Raw genomic sequence first — 17,434 nt, forward strand, 5'->3', positions numbered from 1 at the left:
CCACCGTTCGTGCTGAGCTTGTCGAAGCATGAACGGCACACTTCGACAAGCTCAGTGCGAACGATTACGCTGTAACTATTGAACTGTGAAAACGCTGTATATGCTGATACTAATTGTGCAATTTGTGCTGGGTTTACTGTATGCAAATGCCGGTGAGTGGGGTATGCACAAGTATATCTTGCATGGCTTAGGCAAAAATCGGCACAGTTTTTGGGCGTATCACTGGTATGAGCACCATGCTGTGTGTGCCAAGCATGCGATGCTTGATCCAGGCTATCAAACTATTAACCTGAGTACCTGGAACACTCAAAGTAAAGAGTTGGTTGTTCTAGCTGGCATTGTCATAATGCATGTTCCTATGGGATGGTTTTACCCCATATTTGTTAGCGCGGTGTATGTCTCGTTGGCGCTGTATTATTACAAACACCGTAAAGCGCATCTTGATCCGGTGTGGGCACGCACACATTTACGCTGGCATTACGAACACCATTTAGGTAGTAATTATTCGGCAAACTGGTGTGTTACCTGGCCTTGGTGTGATTACTTGCTGGGAACGCGGGTAAAAAATACTACTGTTGAATAAATGCTTTTAAGTCTTCGCCACTTTTAACTGTGGCGCTCAATAACTACAACATAACACGTACTATGAAAGCCATACTCATGATCGCCGTCGGTAACACCGATGTTTTAAGCCTGCAAGTTATTGCAGAACCTGCCATTAGCGCCGCAACCCAGATTAAAGTAAAACTCCACGCCGCCGGTGTTAATCCTGTTGATACCAAAGTTCGGCGCAACGGCGTGTTTTATGCACAGCCTTTACCTGCGGTATTGGGCTGTGATGGCGCAGGCGTAGTGACAGAAATCGGCAGTGCGGTAGATAAATTCAGCATTGGTGATAAAGTCTGGTTTTGCAACGGCGGTTTAGGCCGAGAACAAGGCAATTACGCTGAAGTGACCGTACTGGATCAACGCTGGGCAAGCCTGATGCCAAGCAATCTATCTTTTACAGAGGCCGCCGCTTTGCCGTTGGTATTGATTACTGCCTGGGGTGCGTTGTTTGATCGTGGCGGCCTGCAAGCAGGACAAACGGTATTGATTCATGCCGGTGCCGGTGGTGTCGGTCATGTTGCCATTCAATTGGCCAAGCTGAAAGGGGCGCGGGTTATTACGACCGTCAGTTCAGACGAAAAACGGGCGTTTGTGACATCGTTAGGTGCGGATGAGGTTGTGCTGTACAAGCCCAATGGCTTTGCCGATGCGGTTAACCAATTGACGGATGGCAAAGGTGCGGATCTGGTGTTTGATACTGTCGGCGCAGCTGTTTTTAAAGAAAGTATCGCGGTGACGGCACATTTTGGTCGCTTGATAACGCTACTTGATCCAGGCGATATTAATTCAACTGAAGCCAGAATGCGTAATTTGCTGATTGGCTATGAACTGATGTTAACGCCCATGCTACGGGATTTGCACGAGGCCAGAGACAAGCATGTTGAAATTTTAAATCAGTGTGCAGCCTATATTGAACAAGGCTTATTAAGCGTGCATGTCAGCCAAATAGTGCCATTGGAGCAAGCGCAGTTAGCGCATGAGGCTATTGAAGCAGGCCACACCCAAGGTAAGATTGTCTTGGAGATTGCCTGAGTTTATTTTTAACCACCAATAAATATTAGTTGTAATAGGCAGCGATCATAGGAAGCCCCCTGCCTTGCACTTTGTACCAACCGTTCATACGCTGTTCAGCTCTACCCGATACACTAGTGATCAATTTCAGCTTGTAGGTTTATGTATAATACATCACGTCAACGCTAAATTAATGATGTAAGGATATGGCAGAAAAAACGACCAAAAAACGCAGTTCCAGGTATGGAACAAAAACAAGAGCAGGTAAATTAGCTAAGCGCGGCTCGCATTGGTTGAGAAACCTGTCGCTAGTGGCTTTACTGGGCGGTGGCGCAGGTTTAACTGTTTATATGGGCTATCTCGATCACAGTGTCCGTACCCAATTTGACGGCAAACGCTGGGCGATTCCGGCGCGGGTTTATGCCAGTCCACTGGAGCTGTATGCAGGGCAACGCCTGAGCGCCAGTGGTTTTGAAAGCTTATTAAAACGCTTGCATTATCGCGCGGATGATTTGCTGTCTACCGAGGGGACTTACGTTAAAAATGGCGCACAAATTAGCGTAAGAACCCGCGATTTTAATTTTTGGGATCAGGCGCAAAGCAGTGTCAAGATGGCCTTGAGTTTTACCGGTGACAGTATTGAAAAAATTACTGATCTAAAAAAAGCTCAGGAAATGGCGTTGGTGCGTTTGGAGCCGGTGCAAATCGGCAGTTTTTACCCTACTATTAAAGAAGATCGCGTACTCATCAAGCTAGAAGATGCACCCGCTCCTTTGATTAAAGCCCTGTTGGCTTCTGAAGACCGTGATTTTTATCACCATCACGGTGTTTCGGTGCGCGGTATTATCCGTGCAATTTGGGCCGATGTCCGCGCCGGCGGCTTAGTACAAGGTGGCAGTACCATTACACAGCAGTTGGCCAAAAACTTCTACCTGACTTCCGAACGTCGTTTGTGGCGTAAAGTGCGCGAAGTGTTAATGGCGTTGATTTTGGAATACCGTTACAGCAAAGATGAAATTTTAGCGGCGTATTTAAACGAAATTTACCTTGGCCAAGATGGGTCTAATGGTGTGCATGGTTTTGGGCTGGCCAGCGAATTTTATTACGGCAGTCCGTTAAAAGAGCTGGATCTGGATCAGCTGGTGACGCTAGTTGCCCTGGTACGCGGGCCGTCTGAATATGACCCAAGACGCTTTCCGGAACGGGCATTGCAACGACGTGATTTGGTGCTGGATGCGATGGTACAGCAAAATTATTTGACGGTTAAACAAGCAAAAGCCGCTAAAGCACAAGCCTTAAGCGTTATTCCCCGCACCCATCGTGCATCCAATCGTTATCCGGCGTTTCTGGATTTTGTGAAGCGCCAGTTAAAAGAAGATTATAAAGAGCAGGATATTACCTCCGAAGGCCTACGCATTTTCACCACACTGGATACTCAGGTTCAAGATACCTTGGAAGCTACCGTCGCCAAAAAACTGGCGCAGCTGGAAAAAATGCCTAATGCCAATCATCTGGAAGCGGCGGTGGTGGTAACACGCCGAGATAACGCGGAAATTGCTGCGATTGTGGGTGGCAAAGATGATTCTGGCCAAGGCTTTAACCGTGCGCTAGATGCGGTTAGACCCATCGGTTCGTTGATAAAGCCAGCAATTTATTTATCAGCATTGGAAAAGCCAGATAAATATACCATCACCACGCGGGTGAGTGATGCCGAGATTCACGTAAAAAATGAATCCGGCAAAGATTGGGAGCCACAAAATTACGATCACCGTGAGCATGGCCGTGTGCCCTTGCATACCGCGTTGGCAAAATCCTATAACCTGGCCACTGTGCGTGTCGGTATGGATGTGGGCATCGCCAAAATAGCCAAAACCTTAAAAAGCATGGGCGTAAGCCGCGAGTTGGAGCTGTATCCGTCTTTGCTGTTAGGTGCGTCTTCGTTAACGCCGCTTGAGGTCACGCAGATGTACCAAACTCTGGCCGGTGATGGCTTTTTTACGCCGATTAAGGGCATCCGTGCCGTGGTATCGGCAGAAGGCGAACAACTGCAAAGCTACCCGTTTGTGGTTAAACAAGTGATTGATCCTGCGGCAACTTATATTGTTAATACCATGATGCAAGGTGTCATGCGCGAGGGTACTGGAAAGGCCGCTTACGAAGTGTTTGCTAAAGATTACGGCTTGGCAGGCAAAACCGGCACTACTAATGATGCCAAAGACAGCTGGTTTGCAGGTTTTACCGGCGATTATTTGTCGGTAGTGTGGCTGGGGCGTGATGATGATAAACCTATCGCCTTATCTGGCTCAACAGGTGCGTTACCGGTGTGGGTATCGCTCATGAAGCAGATTTCAGCGCAACCCGTGCTGTTAACCCCGCCCGATAACATCGCGATGACCTGGGTTGATCCGCGTAATGGATTATTGGCCAATAAAGGCTGTGCTGGTGCTAGAGAATACCCGTATATCGCAGGTTCTGCACCCACAGCAACGTCTGGGTGTGGTGCTGCGCCAGCTGTTAAAGAAGATGATAAACAGTGGTTTGAAGATTTGTTTACTGAATAACTAAACTAGAGAATAGTAATGAAAAAAACTCATGTAGCACGATGGCTGTTTCTTGCATTAATAACGTTTAATACCGGCGTTGTGTTGGCGGGTACGGGCGGCGACGTTAAACCGGTTGTACAGTTAAAGGCGTTTTTATTGGCATCAAAATCATTGACGGCTGATTTTAAACAAGTGGCCATCAATGAAGCTGGTCACCCTACCCAAACCAGTTTCGGGGTGTTTTATTTGCAGCGGCCTGGTAAATTTCGCTGGAATTATCAAAAACCGTTTAAGCAAGAGATTGTCTCTAATGCCGGTAAAGTCTGGTTTTACGATACTGATTTAGAGCAGGTAACGGTTAAAAAAGTCGATGAATCGTTAGGTTCAACACCGGCTTTATTGTTAAGCGGCGATGTGGCGTTAGAAGATAATTACACGATGGAAGAGCAGGGCGATGATGGCGATATGCAATGGGTAAAGCTCACGCCGAAAAGTCAGGACAGCAGTTTTAAATACGTGTTGATTGGTTTTAATAATAAAACCATCGCAGGCATGGAACTCAGTGATAATTTTGGCCAGTTGACGCGGATTTATTTTTCTAATGTCTTGCTTAATCCCCCGATAAAACCGACGTTGTTTGAGTTTGTGGCGCCTAAAGGTGTGGATGTATTTGGTGATTAAGGAGGCTATTTTGAAACAGAATTGCACATGTCTGTACATCATCATTATCACGGCACTTATCTGTGGATGCACTGCAGAACATATTTATGGCGCAGGGCAATCTTGGAAACGTGAACAGTGCTATACAATGCCCAACCAAACTGAGAGTAACGAGTGCCTAAACAAAGCAAACACCAGTTATGACGACTATAAATACAAAGCTGGCAAAATCAAGAATTAATGTGCGCTGAGGTAAGTCCTTATAGTTCATTGTTTGATGAGTTAAACAAACCACTGGCCGATAGAATGCGCCCAAGGGTGTTACAAGACTATGTTGGCCAAACACACATCTTAAAGCCTGGAAAACCCTTGTACGAGGCAATTAATTCCGGTCGCTTGCACTCGATGATTTTTTGGGGGCCACCCGGTACAGGTAAAACTACGTTAGCTCGATTAATCGCCCAGCATTCAGATGCAGAATTTATGGCGATTTCAGCGGTGTTATCCGGTGTTAAGGAGATTAGAGCGGCAGTCGCACAAGCGCAAAAATTGCAACAAGAACAACACAAACGCGCTATTTTGTTTGTTGATGAAGTCCACCGCTTTAATAAATCTCAGCAAGACGCATTTTTGCCGCATGTCGAAGATGGCACGATTTATTTTATTGGCGCAACCACCGAAAATCCCTCGTTTAGTTTAAACAATGCCTTATTGTCACGGGCGCGGGTGTATGTGCTTAATGCACTAACAGCTGATGATTTACTTAATGTGCTAAACAAAGCTTTAAGCGATGAGCACTGTGGCTTGGGGGCGTTAAATATTCAGATGTCGGCTACAGTGAAACAGCAGTTTGCCCAAGCTGCCGATGGCGATGCGCGGCGCTTGTTAAATTTATTGGAAATTGCGGTTGAATTGGCTGCCGCCAAAGGTTCAGAGACTGTTGATGATGCCTGCGCCAAAGAAGTACTGATAGGTGGCACGCGGCGTTTTGATAATCAAGGTGAAGAATTTTATAATCAGATTTCAGCGCTGCATAAATCGGTGCGTGGCAGTTCGCCAGATGCTGCATTGTACTGGTTATGCCGGATGATGGATGCCGGTTGTGATTTGGCGTATTTAGCGCGGCGTATCGTGCGCATGGCCTCTGAAGACATTGGCAACGCTGATCCTAGGGCGTTGCAAATTGCTATTAATGCCTGGGAATCGCAAGAGCGTTTAGGTAGCCCTGAAGGTGAGTTAAGCTTGGCGCAAGCGGTGCTGTATTTGGCGTGTGCGCCGAAAAGTAATGCGGTTTACACGGCTTACAATGCGGCGATGAGCCATGTTAAGCAAACCGGCAGTTTGGCTGTGCCGCTGCATTTAAGAAATGCGCCGACCAAGCTGATGAAGTCGCTGGATTATGGCACAGAATACCGTTACGCTCATAATGAACCGGAAGCCTATGCGGCCGGGGTTAATTATTTTCCAGAAGAATTAACAGGGACTCGTTATTACCAGCCAGTAGAGCGCGGCTTGGAAATTAAAATCCGCGATAAACTAAAACATTTGCACGAGTTGGATCAATGCGTTAAAAAATAAGTGCATTAAAGATAACGCATTGCAGTATTTTTTAGGGTGGATTAATTGATACGCAGCAAAGTTATACGTTATAATGCAAAGCTCATACAAGATTCTATGCCGGGATGGTGAAATTGGTAGACACGCTAGCTTCAGGTGCTAGTGAGCGCAAGCTCGTGGAGGTTCAAGTCCTCTTTCCGGTACCAAATACGCAGTAAATATTTTTTAAAAAACCCGCAAGTTTTTAACTTTGCGGGTTTTTTATTGTCTTTGAAAACTAAATGATTTTTTTACATAAAAAAATGTGCTGTAGTGAGTTTTTTGTGAATAATATTTTCTTATTGAATACACGTTTTCAGTTGCAAATCATTTTTTAAAAGTAATAAATTGCCGATAAGGCGAATCGCCTTTCCAAGTAAACGCTTCGGTGTAGTAGTGCATTAACGCCAAATAACCTAGCAAGCCTACGGTAATTACCCGATAAAATTCAGTGCCAAAAAACAATTGAGTTATGGCATTAACGACAGTATCCCCGTACGCCTGCAACACAAAAGCCAGCACGAATGAAATAACCGGCAGCACCACAAATACATGTACACCACAGCGTTCTGCATAACGATAAATGAAGTTTTTCGGTTGTGCGTGGTGCTTATTGTAATCGTGGCTTACATAAAAAACATAAGCAGTGGCATCATGCACAAAGCGTGGTACTAATATGGCTAAAAAATAATATTGCTGTACATACAAATAAAAGCTACTTAACACCAACAATACGTTCGACCACAAAAACCAGCGTCCAAACGAGGTATGTACATGGTGTTGCGCTTTAATCGTACTTACAGTCAACGCCAGACATAACAAAGTCGCTACGACCTTAAGCCAGCCGGTTTGATCAGCCGTAAGACCTTGTCGTAAAAAAATACCGATATAAACACACAGCCCCGCAGCCACACTTAGCCATAACACCACGTTATAGTCTCGATTAGGTAAGCGGCAGATGCCCCGTGCAATCCCGTGCTGCTGCTTAAGTACGTGATACACCGTCCACGAAGCCACAATCACGTAAAGCGCCCGATAGGGAATAAACAGATTACCTACAAAGTAAGCGACGCTAATAGCCAATGTCATCAAAATAACATGGCGTTTGTAATGGTTCAGGTATTCGGTATTACTGACCAACACAATTGCACTGGCAATAATATGCGGTGTACCGAACATAATTTGGAATAAAATAAAATGGTAGGGGCTACTGGGCAGATTATATTGTAAATAATCGTGCCAGAACCAGTTATCGAACAGTCTTAGTAATAAACACGCGGGAATAATTGCGTATAATCCTAGTAGCAGCTTAAATGACACAGCAACTGTGGCATGGGCACTTACTTCATGAGTTGAAATTGATTGAGCGGACATGATGGCATTTTTTATAGGTTTTATAGTTAAATGAAGCCATAAATTACACCGATTTCTGGGTTTATTTCAATAGTCTTTATTCATTTTTTTAAAATCCTATGTCCTCAGCTTTTCAATTACACCCGCGCTTGCAGCAAGATTGCATCTCTATTGGTCAGTTTCAATTGTGCCGATTATTGTTGATGAATGATAGCCAATACCCGTGGTTTATTTTAGTGCCTCAAATTGCCGGTATTTCTGAAATTTATCAGTTATCACACGCAGAGCGTATTCAACTGAGTGACGAGTCCAGTCAGCTTGCTAAACTACTTGCTACTGGTTTTAAAGCCGATAAAATGAATATCGCGGCGATTGGTAATCTGGTTCCGCAATTGCATATACATCATATTGTGCGCTATAAAAGTGATATTGCCTGGCCTGCGCCAGTGTGGGGGAAGTTTGCTGCTGTACCTTATGCAGACGCGCAGTTGTTGGCTACGGTTAATTTTATTCAAAATGAATTAAGCGGCCCTCTTACATTCAAGTCATAAGTGCAGTCGATAATAATTGGACTTGAAAAAGCGGAACTGTTAGAAGATAGGCTGCTTATGAAAAAGTCAGGCACAATGATGATGACAGCGCCCGTGATGCGGCATTAAGGTATCGGTAAATTCGCCAACCAGCTATCAATATCATTCACCGCCTTTTGTACCAACACCGCAAAACCTTGCACTGCGCCATTGGCATCCGGCGTTTGCGTTAAACGTTGCCATTGAAACTCACGCGTCGCCAGCGGTTTATTGGTGTTAGAAAACGCCGTTACCGACACGCGTATAAACACTTTGGCTTGCTTGACGCTATCAAACTGCTGTTCAAAATCCAGAAACTTAATCGATAACGGGTAACGCAAGCTTTTGCCCTGTGCTACTAACTGCTGCTTAAACAGTTCCGGCGGGGTAGCAATCCAGCGATCTAACATGTAAAAATTAACCTTGGTAGGCGATTTATACAGTAACCGGTAACGGATACGGGTATCCCAAATCCACTTTGGGGCATCGATGTCGATGTTGGGCACACTGACATTGTTGCTGCTACCGAGACCTACTGGTAAACCAAAATCGTGTACATCCGGCTGTTTGGGGGTGATTTCACAGGCAGTTACAGACAGCGCGACAAACAGGGCAAGGCTACAGCGGGTAAGTGTCATGATTATTCCTCGTAGCCAGGTTCGCCAGGCCCCGGTGTTTGTTGTTTAGGCCCTAGCAATAAGGCTTGCGGATTGTTTTCCAGCATCATGGCAATGCGTTTAACCTGTTGGCTGGTGGCTTGCAAATCGGTTAGCAAGGCGTTAAATTTAGGCAGCGTAGTTTGCGACAGCGCGTCACTGGTGCTGATACCGTTATCCATAAAATTCCCGGCTTTATTGATTACCCCGTCGGCTTTATCAACAAAACCGCCGGTTTTTTGGCTGAGCTTTTTAACTTCTTTGCTAAGGCTCTGCAAATCATTGCTGAGGGCATTGATATGCGCCAGCGTCTTGCTGCTGTCGGTTGATAGACTATCGAAATGTTTGATAGTTTTGCGGGCTTCGCTGCTAAGCTCTGGTACACCGACCAACGCAGTATCAATGCTCTTTTGTAAGGTGTTGAGTTTGTCGGTGAGATTTTTAATATTAGTCAGAATGCCGCCGATATTTTTTTCATTCTCGTCACTCAAGATGGCGCTAAAACGCATCATCAGGTGATCAGCTTTTTTGAGCAGCACATCACCGGTATCAAGCAGCTTATCGGTAATTGACGGTTTTAACGGAATACGGCTGGCGGGATTATCGCCTGGCGGCAAGCGTTCGTGGTTTTTATTGTTGTCTTCCAGTTCCAATTGCGTAAGGCCAGTCACACCTTTTAAATGCAGAGTGGCATACACGCCTTTGGACAGTAACACCTCTTTATCGACTTCAATGGCCACCAAAATAGTACCGGCATTACGGGAGTCGAACTGGATGGTGATGACTTTGCCGACCGGAATACCACGAAAATACACGGTTGATTCCGGATTTAAACCCGATACTGAGGTCTGGGTAGCCACTACATACACCGCGCGTTCGCGGTCGAGATGACCAATCCAGTAGACAGCTGCTATCGTGGCGCTTATTAACGTCAGTAAAAATAAACCGGTTACCAGTGCGTGGTTGGTTTTACCCATGTTGTGTCTCTTGATACTGAAATACCCGCTGGGCGCGGGTATTATGAAAAAATTGCTGAATAAATGGATGTTGTTGTGCCAAAATTGACTCTAATGTGCCAAACGCAATCAGCTGTTGTTCGGCCAATACCGCTATTTTAGTACACAGATCCCGTAACACGTCTAAATCGTGGGTAATGAGTACCACGGTAAAATTCAGTTCTTTGTGTAATTGCTGGAGTAAATCGACAAAATCCTGGCTGGCGATAGGATCCAGCCCTGCGGTGGGCTCGTCCAATAACAATAAATCCGGTTCCAGAATCAATGCTCTGGCCAATGCTACCCGTTTAATCATACCACCCGATAAATCCGCCGGTTTTAAGCGGGCATCCTTGGGGGTTAATCCTACCATAGCCAATTTCATAAAGACCAGCCGTTCAATCAAGTTGTCATCGGTAAGACCTAATTCGCGCAGCGGAAAGGCGATATTATCAAAAATATCCAAGGCGCTGAATAATGCGCCTTTTTGGAATAACACGCCACAGCTTTGCAGCGCGGCTTTTTTTTCTGAGACAGATGTTAGCTGTTGTAAAGACTGTCCCATCACGTAAATTTCACCTTGGCTGGGTGTGTGCAGACCGATAATTTCCCGTAGCAACGTGGTTTTGCCACAGCCGGATGCACCCACCATACCCAGTATTTCAGCTTTGTTCAGACACAGATTAATGTCTTTATGCACGATCTTGTCGGTGCCTTTGCTGGCATCACCAAAGCGTGTCCATACGTGTTCAATGCGGATGGCGTAGTTGTTGGCTTGTACGGTGTTCATGAAGGCATACCGACATTCATAAACAGAATGGCAAATACCGCATCAATCATAATCACCGAGGTAATCGCTGCAACCACTGAGTTGGTGGTTTCATTGCCCAAGCTTTCGGTATTGGGTTTGATACGAAAGCCGAAATGACAGGCGACCAGGGCAATCATCAGGCCAAACACTGCGCTTTTGCCCAGGCCAATGAAGACATTGACCAAGGGAATGGTATCAGGCAGTTTAATAAAAAACTGCTGGAAACCAATGTCCAAGCTTTGTTTGGCGGATAACATGCCGCCTAACAGCGCCGCTGCATTGGTCCAGACGGCAAGTAAAGGCATGGCGATGGTGAGCGCTGCCACTTTAGGTAGTACCAAGCGCAAGGAATGCGAGATACCCATTGCTGACAGCGCGTCCAACTCTTCGGTTACCCGCATAATACCGATTTGTGCGGTCATCGCAGAACCTGAACGCCCTGCGACCAAAATTGCGGCCAGCAAGGGGCCTAGCTCGCGGATAATGCTAAGCCCTAAAATATCGATAATATAGATTTCCGCGCCAAACATTTTCAGTTGCAGTGCCGATAAATAACTTAACACGATGCCGATCAAAAATCCGACCAAGGCAGTAATGCCGAGCGCTTTTACACCGGCATCGTAAATAGTGTTGGAAATTTCTGCCAATGGCAGGGCGCTGGGGGTGCGGATTAAATATCCCACATCCAGTACCAGTTGGCCTAGCAGCACCACACCGTTACGCAGTTGCTCAGCCGTATCGACTAACTGCTCTTGGCTGTTTTGTATAAAACGTGCCAAGGCGGTAGGTTGAGGTAGCGCGGTGAGTGACTTTTGCTGTTGCCAGCGTTCGAACAGGGCTTGATGTTCAGGTTTGATGTTTAACCGCTGCGGCAGTTTTTCGCCCCAGGCTTGCCATAAAATCAACGCGGTAGAACCATCCAGTTTGCTGATGGCGGTTAAATCCCAGTGGCAGTTGTTGTCATGGCCGTGGTCTTTAACAAGTTGCAACGGCTTTTTTGTTACAGCGATATGGCGTAAATCCCAGCAGCCACGCAGCGTGATGTGGCTCTGGCCTTGCTGGGTAGTAATGTCTACGCTGGGCGCTGTAGCAGATGATAGGGCGGGGTTCGTCATGGCGATGTTTTCGGCTTAAACGGTTGCGTGCAGTGTAGCTGATTTTACGGCGCTTGTCGGTGATAAACACGCGCTATAATTAGCTACAGCGTTTTCAACTTAGGACAGTTACAGCCACCGTTCGTGTTGAGCTTGTCGAAGCATGAANNGTCGAAGCATGAACGGCACACTTCGACAAGCTCAGTGCGAACGGTTACGCTGTAACTATTGACAAAGAGGGATGTCACGGTAGGGTAGTGAAAGATTTTGAGCTTAAAACGTTTGGGTTGCAATGTTATTTTACGGGTTTAATCGGTGAGTTTGTACATGAAAGACACGAAAGAAAGCAAAAGCATAAGTCGTGACTAAAACTATTCCCGCACCATAGAGCTATTATGATCTGAGTGATTTACTTATAAACACGCTTTTTTTTCGTGTCTTTCGTATTTTTCGTGGACAAATTTGAATCTAACTAAGGGTAACAATGGATGAGTAAATACTATATCGGCCTATCGGTAACCTACCACGATTCCGCATTGGCCATTATTGATGACAGCGGCGAGGTAGTCTTTGCTGAAGCGACCGAACGTTATTTACAGAATAAACGTGCGCTTAACTGCGAGCCTGACCAATTATTTCGGCTACCCGAATTACTGGCACAGTATTGCCCCGGTCTCACCCAGTTAGTTATTGCCAGCAACTGGCGCAAAAAACGTCCATTGTACGAAACACTGATATCCGGTTTAGGCTTGCTATCGGCGCAAGGCTTGCTGAAAAAAGGCTTTAAAAAACTGTGTTCGCCGCTGCAAAATTACCAGCTACACCACATGATGGCTTGCCAACGCAGCAGCATTGATACGACGGGTTTAAATCTGCTACGCATTATTGGCGAATATTACCCGCATGTTACGGTAGAATTTGCCGATTACGACCATCATCTCACCCACGCGGCGATGGCGTGTTATAGCAGCCCGTTTGAAGAGGCCGCGTGTGCGGTGATTGATTCTTGGGGTGAAAACGGTGCGCTGGCGTTTTATCGCTACAGCAACCGCAAGCTGGAATTAATCCACGCCACCCACGGCATGGCCACCGCCAGTTTGGGTCTGTATTACATGAAAATCACCGAACTGTGCGGTTTCGACTGGCTAAAAGGTGAAGAATGGAAGGTAATGGGCTTGGCATCTTATGGCAAGCTTAATCCGGCGTTTTACGATGTGCTGGCAGCGACCCTAACGATTGATGGCTTTGAGTGCCGCCATGTTTCAGAAAACCCATTCGAGAAGCTAGCCAAGTTAGACGATTTTAAACACCGTCAAGATGATCCTATCAGCGTAGCGGCAGATTTGGCCTATACCGGACAGCAGTTTTTTTGCGATACCGTATCGCGCTTGTTAACGTATTTACACGCCGTTACTGGCAGTGATAATTTAGCCTTAGCCGGGGGCTGTGCGCTAAACTCTTCTTATAACGGCCAAATTAATACCCGTACTCCGTTTACACAGGTACACATTCCCTCTGCACCGGCGGATGATGGCTGTGCCGTGGGCGCAGCTTATTTGGCGTTCCACCATGCACAGCCCCAGCCTAAACCCGCTAAATTATTGTCACCGTATTTGGGGTCAGAAATAGAAGATGAAACCATACAACGACTTATACGCTACAATGGCGCACTGACTGTTCAGCATTTGCCTAATAGCATTTGTCAGGCAACAGCGGTATTATTAGCACAAGGTAAGTTGGTAGCATGGGTGCAAGGCAGGGCAGAATTTGGCCCTAGGTCTTTGGGTAATCGCTCTATATTAGCTGACGCGCGTCATGCCAGTATGCAAGATCACATTAACCTAAACGTTAAATTCAGGGAAAAATTTCGGCCGTTTGCACCGTCGGTATTGCATGAACATGCCGCAGAGTACTTTGATAACTACCAAGAATCACCCTATATGGATAAAACTCTGCACATTCGTGAGACTCAACAAGCACGGGTGGCGGCGGTGTGTCATGTGGATGGTACGGGGCGGCTACAAACGGTTAAACGCGACTGGAATCCACGTTACTATGAACTTATTGAACAGTATTATTATCTTACAAGCGTGCCTATGTTGCTTAACACCAGTTTTAATGTCATGGGCAAGCCGTTAATCCATACGCTGGAAGATGCGCTTGCTGTGTTTTTAACCACCGGTTTAGATGTGCTGGTGCTTAACGACTATTTAATTACCAAACCTTATTATGAAACTACCCGACCACCCGTTTGATCCTTGCTTGCAACCGGTGTTTTCAAAGCCGGTTAGTGCATCTCTGGTTACATTGCCGGATAGTCGTGATTTGTTTTTTGGCTTGGTACACAGCAGTGAAAATACCGAGCTATTACCCGCTGCTTACCGTTATTTAAAACAGCAATGCCGTGCGGTTGAGCTGCATTGTACTGAGCCGTTTTTCAGTGTTTACCAGCAAGACAGTATTGAACAATTGGCGGTTATCACCGCAGAAACAGTCGTGGCGGATGTTGAAAGTTTAAGCCATTACACGCCGGTTATTTTAACCGAGTTGCATTATTTGCACGCGGTATCGCAGGCCGCTACCAGTCAATCGCCGCTGGCTGTGGAGGTGATGGCGGTGTATTTGCAGTTAAGCGGCAAGCGGTCTTATCGACCTGTGTTTGAGGGCTTGCTGCAAGCGTCTGGACTTGAACTGCCTGCTATCCACAGCCGCGCTTTTATCAAACAGCTGGATATTAACGACAGCGTGTTTGATTTTGCTGCCGTACAACTGGCGTTTGTGGTGCATTGCCGCGCATTTTTTCCGGAACTGTTGGGTTTTAGCTTGGCGTGTTGTAAAACCACCTTGTTTACAAGCGATGAAGATAATGTGTCTTTATGCGCGTTTATACGTGCCAGACAGCAGTTATTAGATGCACAAGTTCCTGCTATTGTTGCGTTAATTCAGCATTATCTGTCGTTGTTCCCTGAGCAGACGGCGCTATTATGGCATCGTGTGCAAACTGGTTTTTATGTGTATCAACAGCAAGTACAACGCTGCCAACAATTAGAGGTGCAGCAGATTTTAGTGTCGCCGCAGCAAGCGCTTATCACGTTATTGCAACGTATTGTGCCTGATGCGGTAGGTCATCATGGTGCTATTAAACTGGCTGGTAAGGGTTTGGATGACTGGTTTGCACAAACGCCTTTTGATGGTGATGGTTTTTTGGCTGCCCTGAGGCAATCTGCGTATATTAATAAGGCCGCGCCTGAGCGCAGTGTGTTGCTACGGCTATTTGAGTTTGGTGGGCCGATGTTTGGTGTATTAAATCAGGCAGAAAGTGAGTTATTAAAAGCCTGGGTTTTATCCGATGTGCTAACGCCGTCTGCGCCGATGCCGTACAGCAATCCATTGCCGATTACAGTGCCGCATTATGAGATTGCTATTGCCGCTGATGAGACCGATTACAATAAGCTTAATCACCGGCAATTGTATTATTATTTAGTGAATGCCGATGTGTTTCCAGGGGTGCTTGATAAGGCCAGACAGCATGTGCATGGCGTATTATGGCGGGCGCAATATCTGAATAGATTGCCGTTTAAACACTATAATCATGATGTGTTTATCGAGTATATGCACGGTGTTTATCAGGCAGAGGTGGCCAGCTATACGCCGTTGAAAGATAAGCCCAGATTGTCAAAGCACGCGTATTTATGGGGTATACAGCAGTTTTCTCCTGCTATATTAACAGATGGCTGCTGGTTGCAACACAGTAAGCAACTGACTTTGCTAGCTAATAACAGTATTGGGGATATTCTGTTCAAGATTTATGATGACGAAACCGGTAACGGCATTGCGGCGCAAAATCATCCCTTTATGTATCAGCAGTTGTTGGACAGTGTGGCGCTGACTGTACCGGCCATTAATACGCAGGCGTTTAGTGACTATACGGGTTTTATCGACAGTGCCTTTGATATTCCCGTGTATTTAATGGCGATTTCCAAGTTCCCCAGTGCATTTTTGCCGGAATTGTTGGGCTTGAATATGGCGATAGAAATCAGTGGCCTTGGCAAAGTGTATTTGCGTTTGGCGCAAGAGCTGAGATATTACGGTATTAATCCGGCTATTGTGAATGTACATATTTCCATTGATAACATGGCGACTGGGCATTCGGCTCTAGCAGTAACAGCCATACAACACTACATGGATGATGTCTTGGCCAAGCACGGTAAAAGAGCCATGCACAACCACTGGCGACGGATTTTTACCGGCTATTGTTCTTTGCAAACCGCAAGTGCGGTGTTTAAGCTGGCGCTGGTGGTTCAATATTGGCTAAAACGTAAGGACAAGGTTTTACTGGATGGCGTGGGTAATATTTCAAGTTAATGGCAACACGTCTTATTAAATAGACCTGACAGGTCTGAGTAACGTAAGGAGAGTAAAATTAAAACTATACATTACAATCCAATAAAAAAACGTATGCTGGCGCGTTTAAGTTATCTGGTGTGTTTTGTTTTACCGATCAGCACATTTTTGTTTTTGAAGTACGGTTCGCACAGTCTCTATGAAATACTGTTATGGACATTACCTTTTTGTGCGGTATTGCTGCTGGATGGGCTAAATATTAAATCTACCTGGTTTGCAGATGATGATTATCAGGGTTTTTTTTATGATGGTATCCTTTATGCGCTGTTTTTGTTACAACTGGTTAATATTGCTTTAATGCTGCACTTTGTTAGTCAATTACACTGGCAAACTTCAGCGGATGTGTTAGTCGGCATTGTTAATTTAATTGCAGTACGGTTTTTAGTGGCCACCAGTTCTGGTACGTCGGGCATTGTGGTCGCTCATGAGTTAATTCACCGGCCACAGCAGCACATGCAGTTGATGGGTCGGTTATTATTATGTACTGTGTGTTATGAACATTTTGACATCACCCATAAACGCGGACATCACCAAAACCTGTGTTTATTGGATGATATTGCCACGGCACGGCTGGGCGAAAATTTTAAAGCCTATTGGCGCAGAGTGTATTTGGGCTACTTGCGTTATGCCTGGCAGTCTGAACAACAGCGCCTGAGCTACGCCCATGTTAAGGTTAAATTACTGCACAATAAAGTTTTACACGGTTTAGTATGTGAAGCTTTACTGTTGGTTGTGATAGCTGTCGTGTTTGGCTGGTTGGCATTGGTGATGTTTATTTATCAGGCGATTGCTGCGGTACGTATATTAGAAGCGGTCAATTATTTTCAGCACTGGGGTTTATGTGAAGGCCAGTTTGGTAACAGTTACGGCTGGGTCAGCAGCTCTTGGCTGACGCGGCATATGCTGATGGGCTTGTCGCATCATATTGGTCATCATCAAGATGAAAGCAAACGTTTTTTTGAAATCAGATACTCAGATGCCGGACCAAAATTACCTTATGGCTACTTTGTTATGAATCTTTGGATTAAACTTGATAATACGTCGTACCAAAACGTAGCGCTGCGCGAGTTACAGCGTTTCCGCGATCAGGCCGTGGTCGCTGTTTAACACCTTTAACACTTAATAATAATTAA

The 17,434-nt window shown here is 45.7% G+C and carries 14 protein-coding genes and 1 tRNA gene; 10 read left to right on the forward strand and 5 right to left on the reverse strand.

The window, feature by feature from the left end; genetic code table 11:
- The first annotated feature begins 100 nt into the window (after positions 1-100).
- The 6 genes from CRENPOLYSF2_RS14555 to CRENPOLYSF2_RS14585 all read left to right on the forward strand — a co-directional run bounded on the left by CRENPOLYSF2_RS14555 (position 101) and on the right by CRENPOLYSF2_RS14585 (position 6,586).
- Positions 101-583, forward strand: a complete 483-nt coding sequence (locus CRENPOLYSF2_RS14555) for a hypothetical protein (RefSeq protein ID WP_087144677.1) — start codon at positions 101-103, stop codon at positions 581-583.
- 62 nt (positions 584-645) lie between these two features.
- A complete protein-coding gene (locus CRENPOLYSF2_RS14560; RefSeq protein ID WP_087144678.1) occupies positions 646-1,641 on the forward strand; it encodes a zinc-dependent alcohol dehydrogenase family protein in 996 nt (331 codons plus the stop codon).
- Between the two features lie 185 nt (positions 1,642-1,826).
- Positions 1,827-4,181, forward strand: a complete 2,355-nt coding sequence (mrcB, locus tag CRENPOLYSF2_RS14565) for a penicillin-binding protein 1B (protein WP_087144679.1) — start codon at positions 1,827-1,829, stop codon at positions 4,179-4,181.
- A gap of 18 nt (positions 4,182-4,199) precedes the next feature.
- Entirely contained in the window at positions 4,200-4,844 is a 645-nt protein-coding gene (lolA, locus tag CRENPOLYSF2_RS14570; RefSeq protein ID WP_087144680.1) for an outer membrane lipoprotein periplasmic chaperone LolA, read from the forward strand.
- 219 nt (positions 4,845-5,063) lie between these two features.
- Positions 5,064-6,401 carry a replication-associated recombination protein A gene (locus tag CRENPOLYSF2_RS14580; RefSeq protein WP_176371133.1) on the forward strand — a complete coding sequence of 446 codons (1,338 nt, stop codon included), beginning with the start codon at positions 5,064-5,066 and terminating at the stop codon, positions 6,399-6,401.
- Positions 6,402-6,499: 98 nt separating this feature from the next.
- Positions 6,500-6,586 (forward strand) — tRNA-Leu (locus CRENPOLYSF2_RS14585).
- 160 nt (positions 6,587-6,746) lie between these two features.
- Here the strand turns inward: CRENPOLYSF2_RS14585 and CRENPOLYSF2_RS14590 are convergent.
- Positions 6,747-7,793 carry a hypothetical protein gene (locus CRENPOLYSF2_RS14590; protein ID WP_087144682.1) on the reverse strand — a complete coding sequence of 349 codons (1,047 nt, stop codon included), beginning with the start codon at positions 7,791-7,793 and terminating at the stop codon, positions 6,747-6,749.
- Between the two features lie 98 nt (positions 7,794-7,891).
- Here CRENPOLYSF2_RS14590 and CRENPOLYSF2_RS14595 point away from each other — a divergent pair, with 98 nt between their 5' ends.
- Entirely contained in the window at positions 7,892-8,323 is a 432-nt protein-coding gene (locus tag CRENPOLYSF2_RS14595) for an HIT domain-containing protein (protein ID WP_087144683.1), read from the forward strand.
- A gap of 104 nt (positions 8,324-8,427) precedes the next feature.
- Here CRENPOLYSF2_RS14595 and CRENPOLYSF2_RS14600 read toward each other — a convergent pair whose 3' ends face one another.
- Genes CRENPOLYSF2_RS14600 through CRENPOLYSF2_RS14615 form a run of 4 tightly spaced genes read right to left on the reverse strand, consistent with a single transcriptional unit; the run spans position 8,428 to position 11,918 of the window.
- Positions 8,428-8,979, reverse strand: coding sequence for an ABC-type transport auxiliary lipoprotein family protein (locus CRENPOLYSF2_RS14600; protein WP_087144684.1), 552 nt, complete (start codon positions 8,977-8,979; stop codon positions 8,428-8,430).
- A 2-nt stretch (positions 8,980-8,981) separates the two neighbouring features.
- Positions 8,982-9,974 (reverse strand): MlaD family protein, encoded by a 993-nt coding sequence (locus tag CRENPOLYSF2_RS14605; RefSeq protein ID WP_087144685.1) that lies wholly within the window; start codon positions 9,972-9,974, stop codon positions 8,982-8,984.
- A complete protein-coding gene (locus tag CRENPOLYSF2_RS14610; protein WP_087144686.1) occupies positions 9,967-10,782 on the reverse strand; it encodes an ABC transporter ATP-binding protein in 816 nt (271 codons plus the stop codon). The genes CRENPOLYSF2_RS14605 and CRENPOLYSF2_RS14610 overlap by 8 nt, the downstream gene beginning before the upstream one ends.
- Positions 10,779-11,918: an MlaE family ABC transporter permease gene (locus tag CRENPOLYSF2_RS14615; protein ID WP_087144687.1), complete on the reverse strand. Its 1,140-nt coding sequence runs from the start codon at positions 11,916-11,918 to the stop codon at positions 10,779-10,781. Before CRENPOLYSF2_RS14615 ends, CRENPOLYSF2_RS14610 begins: the two co-directional genes overlap by 4 nt.
- A gap of 467 nt (positions 11,919-12,385) precedes the next feature.
- Here CRENPOLYSF2_RS14615 and CRENPOLYSF2_RS14620 point away from each other — a divergent pair, with 467 nt between their 5' ends.
- The 3 genes from CRENPOLYSF2_RS14620 to CRENPOLYSF2_RS14630 all read left to right on the forward strand — a co-directional run bounded on the left by CRENPOLYSF2_RS14620 (position 12,386) and on the right by CRENPOLYSF2_RS14630 (position 17,408).
- A complete protein-coding gene (locus tag CRENPOLYSF2_RS14620; RefSeq protein WP_087144688.1) occupies positions 12,386-14,152 on the forward strand; it encodes a carbamoyltransferase family protein in 1,767 nt (588 codons plus the stop codon).
- Complete coding sequence (locus CRENPOLYSF2_RS14625; RefSeq protein WP_087144689.1) at positions 14,127-16,262, forward strand: iron-containing redox enzyme family protein; 2,136 nt, start codon at positions 14,127-14,129, stop codon at positions 16,260-16,262. The genes CRENPOLYSF2_RS14620 and CRENPOLYSF2_RS14625 overlap by 26 nt, the downstream gene beginning before the upstream one ends.
- 93 nt (positions 16,263-16,355) lie before the next feature.
- Positions 16,356-17,408, forward strand: coding sequence for a fatty acid desaturase (locus CRENPOLYSF2_RS14630; RefSeq protein WP_087144690.1), 1,053 nt, complete (start codon positions 16,356-16,358; stop codon positions 17,406-17,408).
- Positions 17,409-17,434 lie beyond the last annotated feature (26 nt).

It is taken from the genome of Crenothrix polyspora (assembly GCF_900163755.1).
In the GTDB taxonomy this organism is placed as follows: Bacteria; Pseudomonadota; Gammaproteobacteria; order Methylococcales; family Methylomonadaceae; genus Crenothrix; species Crenothrix polyspora.